The sequence below is a fragment of the Methylobacterium sp. J-030 genome, assembly GCF_022829545.1.
Lineage (GTDB): Bacteria > Pseudomonadota > Alphaproteobacteria > Rhizobiales > Beijerinckiaceae > Methylobacterium.
In genome coordinates this window covers 57,328-77,651 of the sequence record NZ_JAKSYM010000341.1, presented here as the reverse complement: position 1 = coordinate 77,651, position 20,324 = coordinate 57,328, and the positions used below count along the sequence as shown (strand labels likewise).

Annotated in this window: 22 protein-coding genes; 11 read left to right on the top strand and 11 right to left on the bottom strand. The window is 71.2% G+C overall.

The features are described 5' to 3' along the window. Nucleotides 1-42 precede the first annotated feature (42 nt). Complete coding sequence (locus MKK75_RS26490) at nt 43-468, top strand: RNA polymerase sigma factor region1.1 domain-containing protein (RefSeq protein WP_244045466.1); 426 nt, start codon at nt 43-45, stop codon at nt 466-468. A gap of 120 nt (nt 469-588) precedes the next feature. Then, on the top strand, nt 589-954 hold the full coding sequence (locus tag MKK75_RS26485; protein ID WP_244045465.1) for a phage holin family protein: 366 nt from the start codon (nt 589-591) through the stop codon (nt 952-954). Nucleotides 955-963: 9 nt separating this feature from the next. On the opposite strand, the gene MKK75_RS26480 is transcribed toward MKK75_RS26485, so the two are convergent. After that, nucleotides 964-1,182, bottom strand: coding sequence for a hypothetical protein (locus tag MKK75_RS26480; RefSeq protein ID WP_244045464.1), 219 nt, complete (start codon nt 1,180-1,182; stop codon nt 964-966). A 379-nt stretch (nt 1,183-1,561) separates the two neighbouring features. On the opposite strand from MKK75_RS26480, the gene MKK75_RS26475 reads away from it, so the two are divergent. The 3 genes from MKK75_RS26475 to MKK75_RS26465 are packed head-to-tail and all read left to right on the top strand — an operon-like array spanning nt 1,562 to nt 5,273. Beyond that, the gene (locus tag MKK75_RS26475; protein ID WP_244045463.1) at nt 1,562-2,803 is read left to right on the top strand and encodes an MFS transporter; all 1,242 of its coding nucleotides are present in this window, start codon (nt 1,562-1,564) and stop codon (nt 2,801-2,803) included. Further along, complete coding sequence (gene fhuF, locus MKK75_RS26470; RefSeq protein ID WP_244045462.1) at nt 2,800-3,534, top strand: siderophore-iron reductase FhuF; 735 nt, start codon at nt 2,800-2,802, stop codon at nt 3,532-3,534. Before MKK75_RS26475 ends, fhuF begins: the two co-directional genes overlap by 4 nt. Further along, nucleotides 3,528-5,273 (top strand): ABC transporter ATP-binding protein, encoded by a 1,746-nt coding sequence (locus MKK75_RS26465; protein ID WP_244045461.1) that lies wholly within the window; start codon nt 3,528-3,530, stop codon nt 5,271-5,273. The genes fhuF and MKK75_RS26465 overlap by 7 nt, the downstream gene beginning before the upstream one ends. Before the next feature lie 32 nt (nt 5,274-5,305). On the opposite strand, the gene MKK75_RS26460 is transcribed toward MKK75_RS26465, so the two are convergent. Next, the gene (locus MKK75_RS26460) at nt 5,306-5,536 is read right to left on the bottom strand and encodes a hypothetical protein (protein ID WP_244045460.1); all 231 of its coding nucleotides are present in this window, start codon (nt 5,534-5,536) and stop codon (nt 5,306-5,308) included. Nucleotides 5,537-5,551: 15 nt separating this feature from the next. Next, the gene (locus MKK75_RS26455) at nt 5,552-5,848 is read right to left on the bottom strand and encodes a succinate dehydrogenase assembly factor 2 (RefSeq protein ID WP_244045459.1); all 297 of its coding nucleotides are present in this window, start codon (nt 5,846-5,848) and stop codon (nt 5,552-5,554) included. A 193-nt stretch (nt 5,849-6,041) separates the two neighbouring features. On the opposite strand from MKK75_RS26455, the gene MKK75_RS26450 reads away from it, so the two are divergent. The 5 genes from MKK75_RS26450 (at nt 6,042) to MKK75_RS26430 (ending at nt 9,610) form a co-directional block, all read left to right on the top strand. After that, entirely contained in the window at nt 6,042-7,019 is a 978-nt protein-coding gene (locus tag MKK75_RS26450; protein ID WP_244045458.1) for a quinone oxidoreductase family protein, read from the top strand. 49 nt (nt 7,020-7,068) lie between these two features. Continuing rightward, nucleotides 7,069-7,695 (top strand): bifunctional nicotinamidase/pyrazinamidase, encoded by a 627-nt coding sequence (pncA, locus tag MKK75_RS26445; protein WP_244045457.1) that lies wholly within the window; start codon nt 7,069-7,071, stop codon nt 7,693-7,695. 111 nt (nt 7,696-7,806) lie between these two features. After that, entirely contained in the window at nt 7,807-8,007 is a 201-nt protein-coding gene (locus MKK75_RS26440) for a hypothetical protein (protein ID WP_243970991.1), read from the top strand. Nucleotides 8,008-8,304: 297 nt separating this feature from the next. After that, entirely contained in the window at nt 8,305-9,192 is an 888-nt protein-coding gene (gene mazG / locus MKK75_RS26435) for a nucleoside triphosphate pyrophosphohydrolase (RefSeq protein ID WP_244045456.1), read from the top strand. A gap of 79 nt (nt 9,193-9,271) precedes the next feature. Continuing rightward, nucleotides 9,272-9,610, top strand: coding sequence for a hypothetical protein (locus MKK75_RS26430; protein ID WP_244045455.1), 339 nt, complete (start codon nt 9,272-9,274; stop codon nt 9,608-9,610). Nucleotides 9,611-9,738: 128 nt separating this feature from the next. On the opposite strand, the gene MKK75_RS26425 is transcribed toward MKK75_RS26430, so the two are convergent. The 6 genes from MKK75_RS26425 to pabB form a co-directional block, all read right to left on the bottom strand. Next, nucleotides 9,739-11,436 (bottom strand): methyl-accepting chemotaxis protein, encoded by a 1,698-nt coding sequence (locus MKK75_RS26425; protein WP_244045454.1) that lies wholly within the window; start codon nt 11,434-11,436, stop codon nt 9,739-9,741. A gap of 348 nt (nt 11,437-11,784) precedes the next feature. After that, nucleotides 11,785-12,315, bottom strand: a complete 531-nt coding sequence (locus tag MKK75_RS26420) for a ferritin-like domain-containing protein (RefSeq protein WP_244045453.1) — start codon at nt 12,313-12,315, stop codon at nt 11,785-11,787. 250 nt (nt 12,316-12,565) lie between these two features. Then, on the bottom strand, nt 12,566-13,009 hold the full coding sequence (locus MKK75_RS26415; protein ID WP_244045452.1) for a DoxX family protein: 444 nt from the start codon (nt 13,007-13,009) through the stop codon (nt 12,566-12,568). Next, nucleotides 13,006-13,857 (bottom strand): aminotransferase class IV, encoded by an 852-nt coding sequence (locus tag MKK75_RS26410; protein WP_244045451.1) that lies wholly within the window; start codon nt 13,855-13,857, stop codon nt 13,006-13,008. Before MKK75_RS26410 ends, MKK75_RS26415 begins: the two co-directional genes overlap by 4 nt. Beyond that, nucleotides 13,844-14,458: an anthranilate synthase component II gene (locus MKK75_RS26405; protein WP_244045450.1), complete on the bottom strand. Its 615-nt coding sequence runs from the start codon at nt 14,456-14,458 to the stop codon at nt 13,844-13,846. Before MKK75_RS26405 ends, MKK75_RS26410 begins: the two co-directional genes overlap by 14 nt. Beyond that, nucleotides 14,455-15,828, bottom strand: coding sequence for an aminodeoxychorismate synthase component I (gene pabB, locus MKK75_RS26400; RefSeq protein ID WP_244045449.1), 1,374 nt, complete (start codon nt 15,826-15,828; stop codon nt 14,455-14,457). Before pabB ends, MKK75_RS26405 begins: the two co-directional genes overlap by 4 nt. 368 nt (nt 15,829-16,196) lie before the next feature. Between pabB and rimO the strand changes: the two genes are divergently transcribed. Next, entirely contained in the window at nt 16,197-17,537 is a 1,341-nt protein-coding gene (rimO, locus tag MKK75_RS26395; RefSeq protein WP_244045448.1) for a 30S ribosomal protein S12 methylthiotransferase RimO, read from the top strand. Nucleotides 17,538-18,018: 481 nt separating this feature from the next. Here the strand turns inward: rimO and MKK75_RS26390 are convergent, their stop codons facing one another. Both MKK75_RS26390 and gltA read right to left on the bottom strand, forming a co-directional pair. Further along, the gene (locus MKK75_RS26390; protein ID WP_244045447.1) at nt 18,019-18,945 is read right to left on the bottom strand and encodes a DNA-3-methyladenine glycosylase family protein; all 927 of its coding nucleotides are present in this window, start codon (nt 18,943-18,945) and stop codon (nt 18,019-18,021) included. 20 nt (nt 18,946-18,965) lie between these two features. Beyond that, nucleotides 18,966-20,255: a citrate synthase gene (gltA, locus tag MKK75_RS26385; RefSeq protein ID WP_244045446.1), complete on the bottom strand. Its 1,290-nt coding sequence runs from the start codon at nt 20,253-20,255 to the stop codon at nt 18,966-18,968. Between the last annotated feature and the right edge of the window lie 69 nt (nt 20,256-20,324).

Genomic DNA, 20,324 nt, shown 5'->3' with positions numbered 1-20,324 from the left:
CGCGCGCGTTGCCGCCGGGCCAGCCGGGCGGGGAGACCGGACATGTCCGAAAGCATCGATCGCGGGACCCTCGAACGCCTCATCGCCCGCGGACGGGACCGGGGTGAACTCTCGGCGGAGGACCTGCGGGCCGCGCTGCCGGTGGAGCGCATGGAGGTCGACGACCTCGTCCTTGTGATGCTGGAACTCGAGGCCGCGGGCATCAGCGTCGAGCCCGAGGCCTTCGGGCCACCCGCCGACACGCCGCTCATGACCGCCCTGACCCTGCCGCCGCGGGATCCCGGCCCCATCCCGCCGATCCGGGCGGGGGAGGGCGCGGATGCGGTATCCGCCCCGACAGCCTCCGAATCGCAGCCAGCACCGCCACCGCGGGCGGATCCGGATGACGGGACAGGGGTCAACCGGGCCGTCATCCTGGCGGGCCTCATGACGCTGCTCGTGCTCGGGGCCGTGCTGCTGCTCCTGTAAGGAGGGGCGGAACGCTTCGGCCGGCGGGTCCGTTGGCCCGCGGCTCTCCCAGGAAGATCCGGCACCATGCGCCAAACCCCCGACGGAAGAACCCCTGACGGACGACACCCTGAGGGGACCTTGGCTCTGCTGATCGCGGCCCTGCGCGAGGGCAGCGCCCATGTTGAGGCGCTGCTGACGCTGGCGCGGAGCGAGGTCGACGGCAACATCCGGGCGATCGTCTCGCTGGTCGCCATCGTCGGGACGATCCCGATCCTCCTGATCGTGACCTTCTTCCTCGGCCTCGACGGGGTGGTGAAGCTGCTGGCCCTGCCTCTGGGCTCCGAGGCGCCGGCGGCGCTGATCGTCGCCGCACCCTTCATCATCATGGCGCTCTGGCTCGGCTGGCTCGGCGCGCGCCGGATGGCGCTCTCGAACCTCGAACCCTGGCGGACGTGGCGGCAGGCGAAGCGGACGGTCCGGGACGTGGCCGGGACCGAGGCCTGACGCCGGCTCTCAGCGTCCCCGCGTGCCGGTCTTTTCGGGGCGCAGGTGCAGGAAGCTGCGCTCGCCCGTGGCGGCCTCGGCGACGTGCTGGATCGTGTCGAGGAGGTCGGACACCCCGAGCGGGCCGGCGGGCCGGAACGCGGCCTTCGGGGCGACCCAGCGCTTCCGCGTGCGGCCCGCGGCGATCTGCGCCTCGCTCAGCGCGTCGAAGTCCCGGCGTCGCGTCATGGATCGTCCCTCCAGGCTGGCCCGCGATGGGAAAATCTGCCCGAACTATGGTTGATGGATGGTTAACGCCGGGGTCTTCGTCCCCAACCAGCCTCGGCTAAAGAGAAGCCGCTTGCGCGGCACTGTGTGTGCCGGCTCCCGGACAGGGGTGGTGCAGGATGAAGCGCCGACCCTCTCCCGGGTGCATGGCGCGCCAGCGGAATGCGATCCGGGATCCCGCACAAGAACGTGCCGCCAAGCGGCTCATAACCCGCGGCTTGATCCCCGGCATCAACCCCTATAGTCAGAAAAACCGAGGCGCACCAATAGATTAGTGTGATTATAAACTGCAGCCCCCGGATGGCCGGTCATCCCGGCGCCGGATCCCGGGCGTAGCCCCATGGCGGCAGGACACGCCCTCGGCGACCGGGTCACCGACACCCTGGCGGGCCTGCGCCCGCTGGCGCCGTTCTTCTGCCTGTACGTGACCTTCGGGGCGACCCTCGGCTTCCTGTCGGGCGGGGCGCCGCTGATCCTGCGGGCACGGGGGGTGGACCTCGCCGAGGTCGGGCTGCTGCAGCTCATCAACCTGCCGGTCGGGCTCACATTCCTCTGGGCGCCGCTCCTCGATCGCCTGCACCTGCCGGTGCTGGCCCACCGGATCGGCTGGATCGCGGCCGCGCAAGGAGCGACGGTGCTCCTGCTCGTCCTCCTCAGCCTCGGGGAGCACTGGCCGCTCCCGACGCTCCTCGCCCTGGCGGTGGCGGCCTGCACCGGCGTTGCAACCATGGACATCGCCCTCGAAGCCCTGGTGGTCGAGACCGTGCCGGCGGACCGGCGCGCCTTCGTGGCTTCGGCCAAGCTGTGCGGGGCCTCGCTCGGCGGCATCCTGGGCGTCGGAGTTTTGGTCGGCGCCTACGACCGGCTCGGCTGGCACGGGGCGGTGCTGGCCTGCGCGGCGCTGGACGCGCTCTGCCTCCTGCCGATCCTGGTCTATCCGGAGGCGCGCCGCCGCGGGGCCGGGGGCCGGCCGGAGCTTTGGTCGAGCTCGCTCGCGCGCCTGCGCGTCCTCGGCGGGCGGGTGCTGGTGCTCGGGGCCTACTTCGCAGCCGCCTACCTGCTCTCCGGCCCCAACACCCTGGCGCTGCTCGATCTCGGCGTGCCCCTCGGGCAGGTCGGCTTCCTGACCGGCACCGTCCTGCCGGCGGTCAACCTCGTCATGGCGCTGGCGGCGGGCGGGCTCGCCGCCCGGTTCGGCACGGTCCGGCTGATCGCCTTCGGGGCGGCCGGCGTCCTCGCCTCCGGGGCGGTGATGGCCGGAGCCTGCGCGGGCCGGATGTCGGATCTCGCCATCGCCGCCACGGTGCTGAACTTCGTCGCCGGCGGGTTCCTCGGGGTGCCGGTGTTCAACATGATCTATCGGTGGGCACAGGGACCGAGGCCCGCCACCGACTACGCGCTGCTGTTCGGGGCGGCGTTCTTCGCCGCGATGCCCCTGCGGGTCGCCGCCCCGGCGCTCGCCGGCTGGATCGGCTGGCCGGGCTACTTCGCCGCCGCCCTCTTGCCCTACGCCGCCGCGGTGGCCTGGCTCGCCGTCGCAGTGGGCCGGACCCTGCGGGCTGACCGGACGGGTCCGCGATGATCGCCGCGCAGGTCGCCTCCGAGGTCCCTGAATCCCTCGCTGCCTACCGGCACGGCGTCGCCGACGGGCCCGGCGGCCCGGGGGCGACGCCGCTCCGGGCGCTGCGCGACCCGCTCGTGTTCGACGCCACCCTCTCGGCCTTTGCAGCCGGCCTCGGCCCCGAGGCGGGCTGCATCCCTTGCGACCGGCGCATCCTGGTCTCGTACTGGAGCCAGTTCTACTTCGCGGCGCTCGCCACGCCCGCGCTCACCGCCCTGATCCGCCTCGGCCGCCCGCTTCCGCTCGCCTTTGACGCGATGAGCCTCGAACGCGACGGGGCCGGACGGCCCTGCCGCTTCCGCCTGCCCGCGGCCGGATGCGGATCCTGCCAAGCCCCCGGCCTCGCCGGGCTGGTGGAGGCCCATCTGCGGCCCTTCGTGGAGCTGTGCCACGCCCGCTGCGGCATCGCCCCGCGGATCCTCTGGGGCAACGCCGCGGTGATCCTCGACTACGTCGCGCGGGAACTCGGAGACGGAGAGACGGCAGCGTGTGACGACGTCGCGTCCTGCCTCGGATGGCGCGCCGGCCCCGCCTGTTCTAAGAGCCCGCTGGCGCAGGCGCTCTGCCCGGGGGCGTCGGGCTGCCGGCGGCGGGTCTGCTGCCTGCGCCACCGCCTGCCGGGGGTGCCGTCCTGCGGCGCGCTCTGCCCGGTCGACTGCGCCGCCCAACGCCGATCCGAGCCGCGATGCTGAAGGCCTTCCTCGCCTATTACCGGCCGTACCGGACCCTGTTCCTGGTCGATTTCGGCTGCGCGGTGCTGTCCGGCCTGCTGGAGCTCGGCTTCCCCGTGGCCGTGAAGGGCTTCATCGATTCCCTGCTGCCCCGGCAGGATTGGGGCCTGATCCTGCTCGCCGCCGCCGGGCTGGCGCTGATCTACGTCGCCAATGCCGGGCTGATGGTGGTGGTCACCTACTGGGGCCACGTGCTCGGCATCAACATCGAGACCACGATGCGGGAACGGGCCTTCGACCATCTGCAGAAGCTCTCGTTCCGCTTCTACGACGGCCAGAAGACCGGCCACCTCGTCGCCCGGGTGACCAAGGACCTGGAGGAGATCGGCGAGGTCGCCCATCACGGGCCCGAGGACCTGTTCATCGCCATCATGACGCTCTTTGGCGCCTTCGCGCTGATGCTGATGGTCCACGCGCCGCTGGCGCTGATCACCGGGGCGATCCTGCCGGTGATCGCCTTCGTGTCGATCCGCTACGGCGGCCGCATGACCCGCAACTGGCAGGCGCAGTACGGCCGGGTCGGCGCCTTCAACGCCCGGATCGAGGAGAATGTCGGCGGCATGCGGGTCGTCCAGGCCTTCGCCAACGAGCCGCACGAGCGCGCCCTGTTCGCCCGCGACAACGCCCGCTACCGGGACACCAAGCTCGAGGCCTACCGGCTGATGGCGGCGGGGCTGTCGATTAACTATCTCGGCCTGCGCCTCGTCCAGATCGCGGTGCTGCTCGGCGGCGCCGCCTACGTGGTCCGGGGCGACCTGACGCCCGGCGGCTTCGTCGGCTTCCTGCTGCTGGTCGGCGTGTTCTACCGGCCGCTGGAGAAGATCGGCGCCGTGGTCGAGACTTATCCGAAGGGCGTCGCGGGCTTCCGCCGCTATCAGGCGCTGCTCGCCACCGAGCCCGACATCACCGACCGGCCGGACGCCCGCGCGGTGGAATCCCTGCGCGGCGACATCCGGTTCGAGGGGGTGGGCTTCGGTTACGGCCCGGGCCGCCCGGTCTTCACGGGCCTCGACCTCGCGGTGGCGGCGGGCGAGACCGTGGCGTTCGTGGGCCCCTCGGGGGTCGGCAAGACCACGCTCTGCGCCCTGCTGCCGCGCTTCTACGAGGTGGAAGCCGGCCGGATCACCATCGACGGGATCGACATCCGCGCCATCACCCTCGGATCGCTGCGACGCCGGATCGGCATCGTGCAGCAGGACGTGTTTCTGTTCGCCGGCACGATCCGCGAGAACATCGCCTACGGCCGCCTTGACGCCACCGAGGCCGAGATCGACGTGGCCGCACGGCGCGCCCGGCTCGGCGAGCTGATCGACGGCTTGGCCGACGGGCTCGACACCGTGGTGGGCGAGCGCGGGGTGCGCCTGTCGGGCGGGCAGAAGCAGCGCATCGCGATCGCGCGGGTCTTCCTGAAGAACCCGCCGATCCTGATCCTCGACGAGGCGACCTCGGCGCTCGACACGCAGACCGAGCGGGAGATCCAGCGTGCGCTCGCGGACCTTGCCCGCGGGCGCACGACCCTGGTGATCGCCCACCGCCTCGCCACCATCCGCGATGCCGACCGCATCGTGGTGCTGGGGCCGGGCGGCGTGGTCGAACAGGGCCGCCACGCGGCTCTGCTCGCCGCCGGGGGGGCCTACGGCCGCCTGCACGCGGCCCAGTTCGGGGGCGGGGCGGCCGATCCGGTGCTGGCCGCGGAGTAGGGCCGACGGCGCGCTGCGCCGGCCCACGCCCATCACGCGTCCGGACCGACGATCTCCGCCAGCGCCGCCTCGACCCGGCCGCGGAAGAAATCCGCGTTGGGCATATCCCGGGTCATCGTGTCGGCGCGGGCGGTGGCCTGCCGCAGGATCTCGCCGCGCAGCGCCGGATCGGAGCGCTCCATCATCTCCAGCAGGATGCGCACCACCAGCTCGGTGGCGATCGACCGGGCCGGGTGGTCGTAGTTGGGCTTCGGTTCGTCCATCGTGGATGTTCGCTCTCAGGAATGGATCGGTGCGTCGTGCCGGTGGAACGCGCGCACGCGCTGCCAGACCGTCGTGTCGTAGTTCGAGGGCGTCTCCGCCTCGCCGGTGAGCCACTTGAACAGGTCGCGGTCCGGCACTTCGATCAGCGCCTCGAACTGGTCGAGCTCCGCCTCCGACAGGTCGCCGATCTCGGCATCGGCGAAGCGGCCCATGATCAGGTCCATCTCGCGGATGCCCCGGTGCCAGGCACGGTAGAGGAGGCGGCGGCGGCGCGGATCGAGATCGGCGCTCGTGCGGGTGGTGCCGGACATTTTCTTCGACTTCCGGTCGGAGGAACGGGCGGGTGTCGGCGCCAAGATAGGCGGCCGGACGCCCCGGATCCAGGATCGGGACCCGGCCGCACCCGGAGCGCGAGCGTCAAAAGGAAAAAGAAATTGCCTCCGGCCGTCGCTCCGTTATCTCGGTGGCCAACGCCCGGACGGGGCGGCGAACGGGAGCACGACGATGCCGAAGGCGATCCGGGTCTACGAGTACGGCGGCCCCGAGGTGATGCGCTTCGAGGACGTGCCCCTGGCCGAGCCCGGCCCTGGGCAGATCCGCGTCAAACAGGCGGCCATCGGCGTCAACTTCATCGACATCTATTTCCGCACCGGCGCCTACAAGTCGCCGCACATGCCCTTCACCCCCGGCAAGGAGGGCGCCGGCACCGTCACGGCGGTGGGCGAGGGCGTCAGCCAGTTCAAGCCCGGCGACCGGGTCGCCTACGGCTCGGTGGCGGACGGCTGCTACGCCGAGGAGCCGGTGGTCCCGGCCGCTGCGGCCGTGCCGATTCCCGACGGCGTCGACGAAAAAACCGCCGCCGCCATGATGCTCAAGGGCCTCACCGTCGAGTACCTGCTGCACCGGACCTACGCGGTGAAGCCCGGCGACACGATCCTGTGGCAGGCGGCCGCCGGCGGCGTCGGCCTGATCGCCTGCCAATGGGCCAAGCACCTCGGCGCCACGGTGATCGGCACCGCCGGCAGCCCGGAGAAGGCGGACCTCGCCCGGCAGAACGGCTGCGACCACGTCATCCTCTACCGCGAGGAGGACGTCGCCAAGCGCGTGCGCGAGATCACCGGCGGCAAGGGCGTGCCGGTGGTCTATGACGGCGTCGGGCAGGCGACTCTGATGGGCTCCCTCGACAGCCTCGCGCCGCTGGGCCTGCTCGCGAGCTTCGGCTCGGCCTCCGGGCCGATCACCGGGCTCGACCTCGGGCTGCTGGCGCCGCGCGGCTCGCTCTACGTGACCCGCCCGACGCTCGCGACCTTCTCGGCGAACCGCGCGACCCTGGAGGAGGCGGCCGCCCGCCTGTTCAAGGTGGTCGGCGAGGGCGCGGTGAAGATTGCGGTCAATGCCACCTATCCGCTGGCCGAGGCGCAAGCCGTGCACCGCGACCTGGCCGGCCGGGAGACCACCGGCTCGACCGTGATGCTGCCGTGATGCTGTTATGACGTCCTCCCCATGACGTCCTCCCCATGACGTCCTGGCCGTGACACCTGCCGCCTCGGACCTGCTCCTCGTCATCGACGTGCAGGTCGATTTCCTGACCTGCGGGGCGCTGCCCGTCCCGCAGGGCGACGCCGTGGTCGGGCCGATCAACGCGCTCCAGCAAAAATTCCGGACCGTGGCCCTGACGCAGGACTGGCACCCGGCCGATCACGTCTCCTTCGCGGACAATCATGTCGGGCGGGCGCCCTTCGAGACGGTCGCGCTCCCCTACGGCGCGCAGGTGCTGTGGCCCCGGCACTGCGTCCAGGGCAGTCCCGGCGCGGGTTTCGCGCCGGGGCTCGCCACCGACCGGGCGTCCCTCGTGATCCGCAAGGGGCTGGATCCCAGGGTCGACAGCTACTCGGCCTTCCTGGAGGCCGACCGGGCCACCCGCACCGGGCTCGCCGGGGCGCTCCGGGAGCGCGGCATCACCCGCCTCGTCCTGTGCGGCCTCGCCACGGACTTCTGCGTCGCCTGGAGCGCGCTCGACGCCCGCGCGGCGGGGTTCGACACCGTCGTGGTGGCGGATGCGGTGCGCGGGATCGACGTCGACGGGTCGCTCGCGCAGGCCTGGGCGCGCATGGAGGCGGCGGGCGTGCGCCGGATCGCGGCGGCGGAGATCGGCTGAGCGCCCGGACGGCCATGCGCCGTACCCGGGAGGCGAACCGCCGCACGGGATCCGGGAGACCGCATCGGCTCCGACGCGTTGGCCCCGCTCCGGAACCCGACAGGAGCCAGCATGTCAGGCAAGCACCCCAAGACCGAGACGCCCACGGATGCCGACCTCAAGGGCAATCCCGGCATCGGCACCTCGAAGGGCATGAGCGGCGCCGATCCAGCGGATCTGCAGGCGGATTCGACCTTCGAGGGTGACGTCGACAACGAGACGAAGCTCGACGGCGGCATCGACCCGAACCACCGGCCGCGCAAGAACGCCTGAGCCGGCTTCGCGACTCGGGCCGCCGGCGTTGCGCTGAAACCCGGCGGCCAACCGCGGCCCCGGAACGGAGCTGCGTCGGCCAACCCCCGCTCCGCGTCGCACGGCCGGCCCCCGAGGCGTCCCGATTTGTGCCGTGGACCGTGTTGCGGCGCGGTCGGGAACGGCTTCAGGACCGAACCGTGATGAGCCTGCCTCATCGGGGTTCGTCCGCGCGACGGCGCGGCGGCGGTCGTCCGCCGGGGGCGCTGATCCCGACCCCGGGTCGGGATCAGCGCAACTTGGTATAAGGCTACCGGCATGAGCGAGACACACGAGTCGGGCCGGGCGGGCGGACCATCGGCCGGGGAAGCGTCGGCGGAGACGGAACTGGGCCGGCTCCTGCGCCTGATGGCGGCGCTGCGCGACCCCGTCCGCGGCTGCGCCTGGGACGTGGCGCAGACCTCCGCCACCATCGTGCCCTACACGATCGAGGAGGCCTACGAGGTCGCCGACGCGGTGGCCCGGGGCGACCGCGACGACCTGCGCGACGAACTCGGCGACCTGCTGCTGCAGGTGGTGTTCCACGCCCGCATGGCCGAGGAGCAGGGGGCCTTCGCGTTCGACGATGTCGCCCGCGCCATCGGCGACAAGCTGGTCCGCCGCCATCCGCACGTCTTCGCGCCGGACGGGGCGCTCCTGCCGGAGGGTTCGCCCCAGCGCGACCCGGCGCAGGTCGAGGCGCAATGGACGGCGATCAAGGCACAGGAGCGGGCGGCGCGCGGTGACGCGGAATCCGGACCGGATCCGCTCGGCGGGGTCGCCCGCGCGCTGCCGGCGCTGGCCCGGGCGGAAAAGATCTCCCGGCGGGCGGCGGGCTACGGCTTCGACTGGGACAACGCCGCCCAGGTGATCGACAAGGTCCGCGAGGAGACCGACGAGGTCGCCGAGGCCCTGGCGGCGGGCGACCGGCGGGCCGTGGCGGACGAGATCGGCGACCTGCTGTTCTCGGTGGCCAACCTCGCCCGGCATGCCGGGATCGACCCGGAGGCAGCGCTTCGCGACGGCACCGCCAAGTTCGAGCGCCGCTTCGCCGCGATGGCGGCGCATCTGACGGCGGCCGGGGGCGAGCTCGGCCGCTCGGAGCTGGCCGCCATGGAGGCCGCATGGCAGGCGGTGAAGCGCGACGAGGCCGAGCGGACCGGATAGGCCGGCGCGACGATCCTGCGCGGGGCGCGGCGCCTCCCGAGGGCTCGACAGACCTCAACCGGCGGATATGTTGCCGCCCATGCGTGTCACCTTCCCCGTCCTCGCTCTCCTGACTGCGACCCTGGCCGCGACCGCCCTGTCCCGGTCCGCCCGAGCCGAGACGATCGTCCAGGGGCGGTTCGGCTGTCATTCGCAGGAGGTCACGGACCGCCTGTTCAAGCTGGTCATGGCCGGCGACGAGTCGGGGTTCGGACAGCTCCTGCAGGGCAGCCTCGCGAGCGGCGAGTGCCGGAACTGGAAGCCCGGCGAGGCGGTCCGGCTCGAAACCCGGACGATGAGCTACGGGTGCTTCGCCCCGCAGGCCGGGCAGGAGCGCTGCTACTGGACGCCCCTCAGCGCGATCGAGAAGCCGCACTGAGCCGCGCGGACGGATCGAATCGTGGTCTCAGAAGGGCGAGACCGTTCGCGGGTCCAGCACTCCGCCCTCAGCACCCGCCAAAGGGCAAGCCCTCTGGAAACCCAGGATTTTCCCAGTCACGCGGGCCCTCAGGCCGCCCGCACGGTGCTGAGGAACCGGTCGACCTCGGTCGAGAGCTGCCCGGCATGGCGTGACAGGTCGGTCGCCGCCGTGAGCACATGGTCGGCCGCCTGGCCGGTCTGCTCCGAGGCCTGGGCCACGCCGGCGATGTTGCCGGTGACCTGCTGCGTCCCGGCCGTGGCCTGGCCGACGTTGCGCACGATCTCCTGCGTCGCCGCCCCCTGCTGCTCCACCGCCGCCGCGATCGTCGCCGCGACGGCGTTGATCTCGCGGATGCGGCCGGTGATCGTACCGATCGCCCCCACCGTCTCGCCCGTCGCGCCCTGGATCTGTGCCATCTGGCCGGCGATCTCCTCCGTCGCCTTGGCGGTCTGGCCCGCCAGGTCCTTCACCTCGGCGGCCACCACCGCGAAGCCTCGCCCGGCCTCGCCGGCGCGCGCCGCCTCGATCGTGGCGTTGAGCGCCAGCAGGTTGGTCTGGGCCGCGATGCTCGAGATCAACTGCACCACGTCGCCCACCCGGGTGGCCGCCTCGCTCAGGGCGGAGACCAGCGCCGCGGTCTGATCGGCCTCGCCGACGGCCCGCCGGGCGAGGTCGGTCGAGCCCGTCACCTGCCGGCTGATCTCTTGGATGGAGCTGCCGAGTTCCTCGGTGGCCGCCGCCACCGTGTTGACGTTGACGGCGGCCTGCTCGGCCGCCGCCGCCACGGCCGTGGACTGGCTGGCGGCTGCCTGGGCGCTGGCCGACATCCGGCGGGCGGTATCCTGCAGGGTGGCGGCCGCGTTCGAGACCATACCGACGATGCCGGCGACCGTCTGCTCGAAAGTGTCGGCCAGGTCCATCATGGAGCGCTTGCGCTCCGCGGCGGCGGCAAGCTCGTCCGCGTGCCGCCGCTCCACCGCCTCGGCCGCCTTGCGGGCGACCATGGCCCTGATGTCCTCGACGGCGCGGCCGACCGCGCCGATCTCGTCCCGGCGCTCCGCTTCCAGGAGCGTGACGTCGCTCGCGCCGCCCGCCATGCGCTGGAGGGCGGCGACGAGCCTGTCGAGGGGGCGCGTGATGCCGAACACGGCAATTCCGCCCGCGACGCTCAGCGCCGCGAGCAGCCCCGCCACGGCCGTGACAATCAGGACCGTCGTCGCGCGCTCCACGTCGCGCTGCGTCTCCTGCTTCCTGTCGGCGATCTGCCGGTCCACCTGCCGGAGGCTGTCCTGCATGGCCGCGTGGAACGCCTTGCGGCCCGCGCCCGCCTCCTGGAACGCGAGCCGTAGCGCCGCCTCCCGGTCGCCCGCCAGGGCCGCCGCGTTGCTGCGCGCGACAATGTCGAACAGCGGAACGACGATCGTGCGGATCGCCTCGACCTTCGCCCGGTCCTCCTCGGATCGCGACGCGGCGATGAGGCGATCGAGGGTGCCCAGCATGGCCTCGACGGCCGCGTCGTAGCGGGTCTTGTAGGTGGGAAGATCGGCCCTGGGTTCGCCGATGAGAAGGTTGCGGTTCATCACCGCGGCGTCGTCGAGGCTGATCCGGGCGTTCTGCAATCCCGCCAGCCGGACCGTGAAATAATCAGCGATGAGGCTGCTGCGTTCCTGGACCGAATGCAGGGTCCGGATCGCGGAATATGCGGTGATGGCGCTGACCAGGGTCGTGATCAGCAGAGGAATGACGATTTTGGTGAGAATTTTGATCCGAAATAAAATCGCCATCGAAATGTTCGCCCGCAATACGCCACATCAGAAACAGTCACCACACGACCTGCCGCGCAGTCCTGTTCGGTGCCGATTGTTCATTCGGCAAGCGGCGCTTTATCATACCGTAATTCAGTGTTCAACGATTAAGATTCCACGCCCGATCGATGGTGTTTTCGCGATACGCAGCCGAGGAAAGCAAGACCTGTAATTGAAAATCGAGATTGATGATTTTCCAGATGATTGCCGCACATAATGTTTTTGAACGCGGGATCGATTCTCGATCGTCGGCACGGTGCGTCGTCGATGCATGTCCTGTCTGTCGAGCGAGCCCGGCGCCATCGATGACGGCGCCGGGCTCGGCGCTCAGGCGGCCTTCTTGCCCTTCTTCGCCGGCTCGGCATCCTCGGGGGTGCCGTCCGTGTTGATCGCCTCGGCGATCTTGGAGAGGAGTGCGTCGGCCTTCTTCTCCTCCTGCAGGGTCTCGTCGAGGAGCGTGGCGGCCTCCGCGTAGCCGAGCTGGCTCGCCCAGGTCTTCAGGGTGCCGTAGCGGGCGATCTCGTAATGCTCCACCGCCTGGGCGCAGGCGGCCAGCACCGCGTCGGCGGCCGGGCTTCCCTCGAACTCCTCCAGATCCTCCTCCATCTCGGAGACGATGCCCTGCATCGCCTCGCAGGTCTTGGCCCGGGCGGGCTTGCCGATGATCTCGAACACCTGGGTCAGGCGCTCGACCTGCTGGGCGCTCTCTTCGGCATGGGTCTCGAACGCCTCGCGCAGCTCCGCGTGCTCCGCCGCCTTGGCGGACTTCTTGAGCGCTTTCACGGATTGCTTCTCGGCGTAGTAGACGTCCTTCAGGGTCTCGTAGAAGGCGTCGTGCAGCGTCTTCTGCTTGGCCATGGCGGTCTGTCTCCGTTCAGGGACGCCGCGGACGGGTGTGCGGCATCCGGACGGGGAACGCCGGTGCCGCCGGGCGTATCCGACCGATCTTTTCCGATCTCTCGGCCCTGGTGAGGAACTTTTTCGAGCGCCGGCCTGTGGGGCCGGCGGCCTGTGATCCCGTGATCCAGGGTCTGCGGGATCACGGGTTGGACGGATCCTGGGTTAGAAGGATCCTGGATCGCCGTGATCCCTGGATCACGGGATCCCGTCAGGGCGTGGGGGTCGACCCCCCGGCCGATCCTCCGGCACGGCGGAAGGGCCAGTCGATCAGCCCGCCGGCCCAGAGCGCCGCCCAGACGAAGACCGGCTGAAAGGCGAGCCGCGGCCCGTGATACCACCAGGAATCCGGAATGCCGTCGATGTGGATCTGCTCGAAGGCGTGCTTGAGGTTCGCCGGGTAGACGCAGACCGCGTAGAGGGCAAGGCCGATCGCGGCGGCGCGGCGGAACCGGCCCGTCAGCAGGCCGATCGCGCCGGCGAGCTCGCATAGGCCGGTGGCCTGGATGACGAGGCGGGGCTCGGGCACCCAGTCGGGCATGAGCGGCAGCATCGCGTCGGTCGCCACGAGGTGGACCACGCCGATGAACAGGTAGATGGCCGCGAGCCCGTAGCGCAACCGGCGGCGGCCGGTCTCGATGGCTTGGTCGGTCACGCTACCACCTCCTCCGCCACGCCGCAGGCGCGGGCCACCCGGGCGCGCAGCGCCGGCATCAGGCTCGCGACCGCCGGATGCGCGGCACCCGGAAAGGCCCTGTCGCCGATGGCGGTCACGGGGGCGAGGAGCCGCAGGGAGTTGGTCAGGAACACGGCCTCGGCGCCCAGGAACGCCGGCAGGCCGAGCGACCGTTCCTCGGCCTGCAGTCCACATCCGGCGGCCAGATCCAGAATTTCCGCCCGCACGATGCCGGCGAGCACGCCGTCGTCGAGTGGCGGCGTGACCAGGGTTGCGCCGAACAGGGCGAAGAGATTGCCGGTGCCCGCGCAGGCGACGCAGCCCCGCGTGTTGCGGAACAGGGCCTCGTCGAAGCCGGCGGCGGCGGCCTCCCGGGCGGCCAGCACCGCGTCGAGATAGCCCAGGGTCTTCAGCCGGGCGGCGGGCGACGTGTCGTTGCGCGCGATGGCGGTCGGCCAGAGGCGCAAGGGCGTGAAGGCAGCGGACTTCGCACCCGGCGCCGCGGTGACGAACAGCGTCGGCCGTGGATCCGCCGGGGGCCTCAACCCCCGCGGGCCGGAGCCGCGGGTGAGGGTGGTGCGGAGCGCGAGCCGCTCGCCCTGGACGGCGACCGCCCGCATGGCGGCGCGGATCCGCTCTGCCTCGGCCGGGATCCCGAGGATCGCCGCGGCGGCCACCAGCCGGGCGATGTGGGCGTCCGCGAAGGCCACGCGGCCGCCGAGCGCGAGCGCGGTGTCGAACAGGCCGTCGCCGAGCGTCAGGCCGCGGTCGGTGTGGTCGAGGGGGGCCGTGGTCCCGGCCGTGAGCGCCCCGTCACGCCACAGCATCGCGGCGTCCCTCCGGCCGTTCCCGCCACGCGCGGGCGAGGTCCAGAAAATTGGCGAACAGGGCGTGGCCGCCCTCGGTCAGGACCGATTCCGGGTGGAACTGGATGCCGTAGGTCGGGTGGGTCCGGTGCGAGAGCGCCATCACCTCCCCCTCCCGCGAGACGGCGTCGACGGTGAGATGCCGGTCCATGTCGGGGCCGGGATTCACCACCAGCGAGTGGTAGCGCCCGACCGGCATCGGGGCCGGCAGCCCGGAGAACAGCCGCGCGCCGGTATGGGCGATCGGCGTCGCCTGCCCGTGCAGGGGACGCTGCGCCCGCGCGACCGTGCCGCCGAAGGCCGCGCCGATCGCCTGATGGCCGAGGCAGACGCCGAGGATCGGCACGGTGCCGGAGAGGTCGCGGATCGCCGGCAGCGAGATCCCGGCCTCTGCCGGGGTGCAGGGGCCGGGCGAGACCACCAGGGCCTCCGGCGCCAGCGCCCGGATGCCGGGCACGTCCAGCGCGTCGTTGCGCACGACCCGGACCGTCTCGCCCAGTTCCTCCAGGTAGCGGACCACGTTGAAGACGAACGAGTCGTAATTGTCGAGGACGAGGATCATGCGAAGGCCTCGAACACGCGGGCAGCCTTGGCCAGGGTCTCGTCGTATTCCGGGCCCGGCTCCGACAGCAGGGTCACCCCGCCCCCGGCCTGCAGGACCGCCTGCCGGTCGTCCATGAACACGGTGCGGATCGCGATCGAGGTGTCCATCGCCCCGTCGAAGCCGATCCGGCCGATGGCGCCGCAATAGAGTTCGCGCGCGTCCCCCTCGATCTCCGTGATGATGTCCATGGCGCGGATTTTCGGGGCGCCCGTGATCGAGCCGCCCGGAAAGGTCCCTTCCAGAAGGTCGAGGGCGTCGAGCCCGTCGCGGAGGTCTCCGGTCACCACCGACACCAGATGGTGGACGTTGGCGTAGGTCTCCAGCCCGCAGAGCGTCGGCACGGCGACGCTGCCCGGTCGGCAGACCCGCGACAGGTCGTTGCGCAGCAGGTCGACGATCATGACGTTCTCGGCCCGCTCCTTGACGTCGGCCTGGAGCGCGTCGGCCACCGCCCGGTCGGCCTCCGGGTCCTCGAGGCGGCGGGCGGTGCCCTTGATCGGGCGCGTCTCCACGCGCCGTCCGTCGAGGCGGATGAACCGCTCGGGCGAGGACGAGGCGACCGTCAGCCCGTCCCATTCCAGGTAGGCCCCGAAGGTCGCCGGGTTGGTGGCGCGCAGGCGCCGGTAGAGAGCGAACGGGTCGAAATCCGCCGGCAGGTCGGCGGTGAAGCGCTGGGCGATGTTGGCTTGGTAGATGTCGCCGGCCCGGATGTAGGCGCGAACCTTTTCGACTGCCATCTCATAGCTTTGGCGATCGAAGTTCGAGTGCCACACGAGCGGGTCCGCCGGTTCGGCCGCGGCCTCGACCGGAGCCCCGGCGCCGAGCCGGTCGGCGAAGCGGGCGAGCCGCGCCGCCGCGCGGGTCCGCCGGGCCTCCGGTTCGGTTTCCGGGAAGCCGGTGGCGACGAGCCGGCCGGTGCCGGCGGCGTGGTCGATCACCAGGGCGGTGTCGTAGAGGTTCAAGGCGATGTCGTCGGTGAGCCCCGCCCGCCGGGCCGGCGCCGCGACCCGCTCCAGCGCCGCACCGAGATCGTAGGCGAAGTAGCCGATCGCCCCGCCCGGAAACGGGATGTCGGGGCTGGGCGCGATCCGGTAGGGCGCGAGGCAGGCGCGCAGGGCCGTGAAGGGCCCGCCCGGCACCGGCGCGCCATCCAGGGTCGCCTGACCCGCGCGAAAACGGAAGCGCGCGAACGGATCGGCGGCCACGATCGAGTGGCGGCCGAGCGGATCGTGCCGCATGGCGCTGTCGAGGAAGGCGACCCCCGGCAGGGACCGCAGCCGGGCGGCGGCCGCGACGGGATCGATGTAGGGGATCTCTCGGGTCCACATGACCGGGTTCGGGGCCGTATCCTCTGGCTGTGCGTCACCGCTGCCGTCGCACAGGCGATGCCGCGGGGGAAGCGGCAGTTCCACGCAGGCACCGCCGCTCGGCGCGGCCGGGACGTGTCTGCAGCGCAGGGCAAGGGCGCCAGAACCTCATGTGTGGGCTCAGGATCGGCGCGCAAAGGGCCTCCATGACGGCAATTTTTCGATGCTCGGTAGCCTCGCACCCGGGACCGGCCACCCCTGCGGCGGCCGGTCTCGCGCGGGCGGGCTGGAACCGCTATAGGGACGCGACCCCGAATTCTCGTCCCCGCGCCCCGTGTGGCTGTCCCACCGGCCACACGCGGGCGGCGTCCGATCCGTCGAATGCGCCCATGACCGCCACCGCTACGCCCGCCGCCAAGACCGCGGCCCCCAAAATCTCGTTCGTGTCGCTGGGCTGCCCTAAGGCGCTGGTCGATTCCGAGCGGATCCTCACGCATCTGCGCGCCGAGGGCTACGAGCTGGCCCGCCGGCACGACGGGGCCGACGTGGTGATCGTCAACACCTGCGGTTTCCTCGATTCCGCCAAGGCGGAGTCGCTCGCGGCGATCGGCGAGGCCATGGCGGAGAACGGCCGGGTCATCGTCACCGGCTGCATGGGCGCGCAGCCGGAGGAGATCCGCGAGAAATACCCCGATCTCCTGGCGGTGACCGGGCCCCAGGCCTACGAGTCCGTGGTGGCGGCCGTCCATCAGGCGGTGCCGCCGGCCCACGACCCGTTCCTCGACCTCGTGCCGCCGCAGGGGATCAAGCTCACCCCGCGCCACTACGCCTACCTGAAGATCTCGGAGGGGTGCAGCAACCGCTGCAGCTTCTGCATCATCCCGTCGCTCCGCGGGAACCTCGTAAGCCGCCCCGCCGCCGACGTGCTGCGCGAGGCGGAAAAACTGGTCACCGCCGGCGTGAAGGAGTTGCTGGTCGTCAGCCAGGATACCAGCGCCTACGGGATCGATATCCGCTACGCCGAGAGCCCGTGGCGCGACCGGAGCGTGCGGGCGAAGTTCTACGATCTCACCAAGGAGCTCGGCGCGCTCGGGGCCTGGGTGCGGCTGCACTACGTCTACCCCTACCCGCACGTGGACGAGGTCATCCCGCTGATGGCCGAGGGCACGGTGCTCCCCTACCTCGACATGCCGCTCCAGCACGCGAGCCCGTCGGTGCTCAAGCGCATGCGCCGCCCGGGAAACCAGGAGCGCCAGCTCGACCGGATCCGGAGCTGGCGGCAGACCTGCCCGGATCTCGCGATCCGCTCGACCTTCATCGTCGGCTTCCCCGGCGAGACCGAGGCGGAGTTCGAGGAGCTGCTGGCGTGGCTGCAGGAGGCCAAGCTCGATCGGGTCGGCTGCTTCGCGTACGAGCCGGTGGCCGGCGCCACCGCCAACGCGCTGGGCGATCTCGTGCCGTCCGAGGTGAAGGCCGAGCGCAAGCGCCGGTTCATGGAGACCCAGAACGGCATCGCGCTCCGGCTCCAGCGGACCAAGGTGGGCAAGCGGCTGCCCATCATCGTCGATGCCGTCGAGGGCGGGGTCGCGCGGGGTCGGTCCAAGGCCGACGCGCCGGAGATCGACGGCACCGTCCACGCGGCGTTCCGGCGGCCGGTGCGGGTCGGCGACATCGTCACCGTGAAGGTCGATCGGGCCGAGGCGTACGACCTCTACGGCAGCGTCGCCTGAGGTAGCCCTTTGAAGGCGTCAGCCCGGTCGATCGAACAACCTCCCGACAAACCCTTCATCCGGTGGTGCCGAAGCGCAGCGCAGGCCTCGAAGAAGCTCTTCCGAGGCCTCTGCAATCCCTCGAGCTCCAGACTGAGGAGGTCAGGTGGAATGGCCCTGTCCTCAATGCGCGCGCTGGCTGAGCCAGAGCGCGCCGAGGGCCAGCACCCCGCCGCCAAATGGCGCCGCGAGCCGGAGAAGGAACTGGGCTGTCGTCAAGGGCGAAGGGTCCGCGGTGCGTTCCACACACCCCAATGACGGCACGATCCATAGCCCGGCCAAGCCCCGTGATGAAGCGCACCGGGTCAAGCGTCCCCTCCGTCATCACGAGCGCAGCGAAGTGACCCAAGGACAGCGCGCGACTGGCCGGTGTTGCGCAACATTGGGTTGCTTCGCTCCGCGCGCAAAGACGGTGGCAACGAAATCGTCGAGCAGCGCCGAATCACACCTGCTTTACAGCCGCCTCATCCGCCGCCCAGAGGTGCTGCGCCGCGTAGGCCCGGTACGGCCGCCATGCCTCGGCCTGGGCCAGAAGCTCGGCCGCGCTCGGACGCCCGGTGGCGGTCGCGAGCGCCCGCAGCAGGCCGACATCGCCCACCGGCAGGGCGTCCGGCAGCTTGAGCACCCGCATGGCGATGTACTGCGCCGTCCAGGGACCGATGCCGCGGATCGCCGTGAAGCGCAGCACCGCCGCTTCCAGGGATTCGGCTGGGGCGAACAGGTCTGGATCTGCCAGCGCCGCCGCGGCCAGCGCCCGGATCGCCGCGCCGCGGGCCCGCGGCATGTTGAGCGCCAGGGCGACATCCGCCTCGATCAGATCGGCCGGTGCGGGAAAGACGTGGGTCAGGCCGCCGAACGGCTCCGCGAGGGGCGTCCCGAACGCCGCCACCAGCTTCCCGGCGAGCCCGATCGCGGCGGCCACCGAGACCTGCTGGCCGAGGATCGCCCGGCAGCCGGTCTCGAACGGGTCCCAGGCGCCGGGCAGCCGTAAGCCGGGCCGTGCCGCCACGAGCGGCGCCAGCACCGGATCCCCGGCGAGGCATTCCGCGATGGCGGCGGGATCCGCGTCGCAGTCGAACAGGCGGCGCAGGCGTCCCGTGATCGTCGGAGCGTCGCTCGCCTCAATGCCGCGGAGCGTCGCGCACAGGCCGTCGACGCCGGGCTCGACCGTCACGAGGCCGTGCCTCCCCGCGACGCTGACCGTGCGCGCGTAGGCCGCCGCGGGGTCCGTCGCCTCGACCCCGGGGATCGCCCGCTTGGCCAGGAAGGCGCGGATCGCCGCCCAATCGTAGGGCGGGCGATAGGCCAGGCGGAGATCCGCCGGCCCCGCAAACGCGAAGGGCGGCCTCCCGGCCGCCCCCCTGATCATCGTCCGGGCCAGGTCCCGCCTCAGCCGCGCTGGTCCACCGCCACGTAGTCGCGCTGGGCCGGGCCGACGTAGAGCTGGCGCGGACGACCGATCTTCTGCGACGGGTCCTCGATCATCTCGGCCCACTGGGCGATCCAGCCGACCGTGCGCGCCACCGCGAACAGCACCGTGAACATGTCGGTCGGGAAGCCCATCGCCTTGAGGGTGATGCCCGAATAGAAATCGATGTTCGGATAGAGCTTCTTCTCGATGAAGTAATCGTCCTTGAGGGCGATCTGCTCCAGCTCCATGGCGACGTGGAGCAGCGGGTCGTCCGAGTGGCCGAGTTCCTTCAGCACCTGGTGCGTGGTGTTCTGCATGATCCGGGCGCGGGGATCATAGTTCTTGTAGACCCGGTGGCCGAAGCCCATCAGGCGGAACGGATCGTTCTTGTCCTTGGCCTTGGCGACGTACTTGCTGACGTTCTCCGGCGTGCCGATCTCCATCAGCATCTTCAGCGCCGCCTCGTTGGCGCCGCCATGGGCCGGGCCCCACAGGCAGGCGACGCCGGCCGCGATGCAGGCGAAGGGGTTGGCGCCCGAGGAGCCGGCGAGCCGCACCGTCGAGGTCGAAGCGTTCTGCTCGTGGTCCGCGTGCAGGATGAAGATCTTGTCGAGCGCCTTGGCGAAGACCGGATTCACAACGTAATCCTCGCACGGCACCGCGTAGCACATGCGCAGGAAGTTCGAGGTGTAGTCGAGGTCGTTCTTCGGGTACACGAAGGGCTGGCCGATCGAGTACTTGTAGGCCATCGCGGCCAGCGTCGGCATCTTGGCGATCATGCGGATGGAGGCGATCATCCGCTGGCTCTCGTCCGTGATGTCGGTCGAGTCGTGGTAGAAGGCCGAGAGCGCGCCGACCGAGGCCACCATCACGGCCATCGGGTGCGCATCGCGCCGGAAGCCGGTGAAGAACCGGTTCATCTGGTCGTGCACCATGGTGTGGCGCGTGACCCGGTAGTCGAAATCGGCCTTCTGGGCGGCGGTCGGCAGGGCGCCGAACAGCATCAGGTAGCAGGTTTCGAGGAAGTCGCCCTGCTCGGCGAGCTGCTCGATCGGGTAGCCGCGGTAGAGCAGCACGCCCTCGTCGCCGTCGATGTAGGTGATCTTCGATTCGCAGGAGGCCGTCGAGGTGAAGCCCGGGTCGAAGGTGAAGGCTCCGGTCTGGGCGTAGAGCTTGCCGATGTCGATGACGTCCGGCCCGATCGTACCGGATTTCACCGGCAATTCGATCGTCTTGCCGTCCACGGTGATGGTGCTGGGTGCGCTCATGGATCGTGGACCCTTCTCTGGCGACGTGGCGGATGCCGGCCTCGGGCTCCCCCGGGCGGTCCCGGGGGC

Coding starts and splice junctions, on each gene's coding strand:
- gltA (WP_244045446.1), bottom strand. CDS start 20,255: ATGAGCGCACCCAGCACCATCACCGTGGACGGCAAGACGATCGAATTG.
- MKK75_RS26455 (WP_244045459.1), bottom strand. CDS start 5,848: ATGTCCGGCACCACCCGCACGAGCGCCGATCTCGATCCGCGCCGCCGC.
- MKK75_RS26420 (WP_244045453.1), bottom strand. CDS start 12,315: ATGGCCAAGCAGAAGACGCTGCACGACGCCTTCTACGAGACCCTGAAG.
- MKK75_RS26390 (WP_244045447.1), bottom strand. CDS start 18,945: ATGATCAGGGGGGCGGCCGGGAGGCCGCCCTTCGCGTTTGCGGGGCCG.
- MKK75_RS26465 (WP_244045461.1), top strand. CDS start 3,528: ATGCTGAAGGCCTTCCTCGCCTATTACCGGCCGTACCGGACCCTGTTC.
- MKK75_RS26410 (WP_244045451.1), bottom strand. CDS start 13,857: ATGCTGTGGCGTGACGGGGCGCTCACGGCCGGGACCACGGCCCCCCTC.
- MKK75_RS26450 (WP_244045458.1), top strand. CDS start 6,042: ATGCCGAAGGCGATCCGGGTCTACGAGTACGGCGGCCCCGAGGTGATG.
- MKK75_RS26475 (WP_244045463.1), top strand. CDS start 1,562: ATGGCGGCAGGACACGCCCTCGGCGACCGGGTCACCGACACCCTGGCG.
- mazG (WP_244045456.1), top strand. CDS start 8,305: ATGAGCGAGACACACGAGTCGGGCCGGGCGGGCGGACCATCGGCCGGG.
- MKK75_RS26440 (WP_243970991.1), top strand. CDS start 7,807: ATGTCAGGCAAGCACCCCAAGACCGAGACGCCCACGGATGCCGACCTC.
- MKK75_RS26460 (WP_244045460.1), bottom strand. CDS start 5,536: ATGGACGAACCGAAGCCCAACTACGACCACCCGGCCCGGTCGATCGCC.
- MKK75_RS26490 (WP_244045466.1), top strand. CDS start 43: ATGTCCGAAAGCATCGATCGCGGGACCCTCGAACGCCTCATCGCCCGC.
- pabB (WP_244045449.1), bottom strand. CDS start 15,828: ATGTGGACCCGAGAGATCCCCTACATCGATCCCGTCGCGGCCGCCGCC.
- rimO (WP_244045448.1), top strand. CDS start 16,197: ATGACCGCCACCGCTACGCCCGCCGCCAAGACCGCGGCCCCCAAAATC.
- fhuF (WP_244045462.1), top strand. CDS start 2,800: ATGATCGCCGCGCAGGTCGCCTCCGAGGTCCCTGAATCCCTCGCTGCC.
- MKK75_RS26480 (WP_244045464.1), bottom strand. CDS start 1,182: ATGACGCGACGCCGGGACTTCGACGCGCTGAGCGAGGCGCAGATCGCC.
- MKK75_RS26405 (WP_244045450.1), bottom strand. CDS start 14,458: ATGATCCTCGTCCTCGACAATTACGACTCGTTCGTCTTCAACGTGGTC.
- MKK75_RS26430 (WP_244045455.1), top strand. CDS start 9,272: ATGCGTGTCACCTTCCCCGTCCTCGCTCTCCTGACTGCGACCCTGGCC.
- MKK75_RS26425 (WP_244045454.1), bottom strand. CDS start 11,436: ATGGCGATTTTATTTCGGATCAAAATTCTCACCAAAATCGTCATTCCT.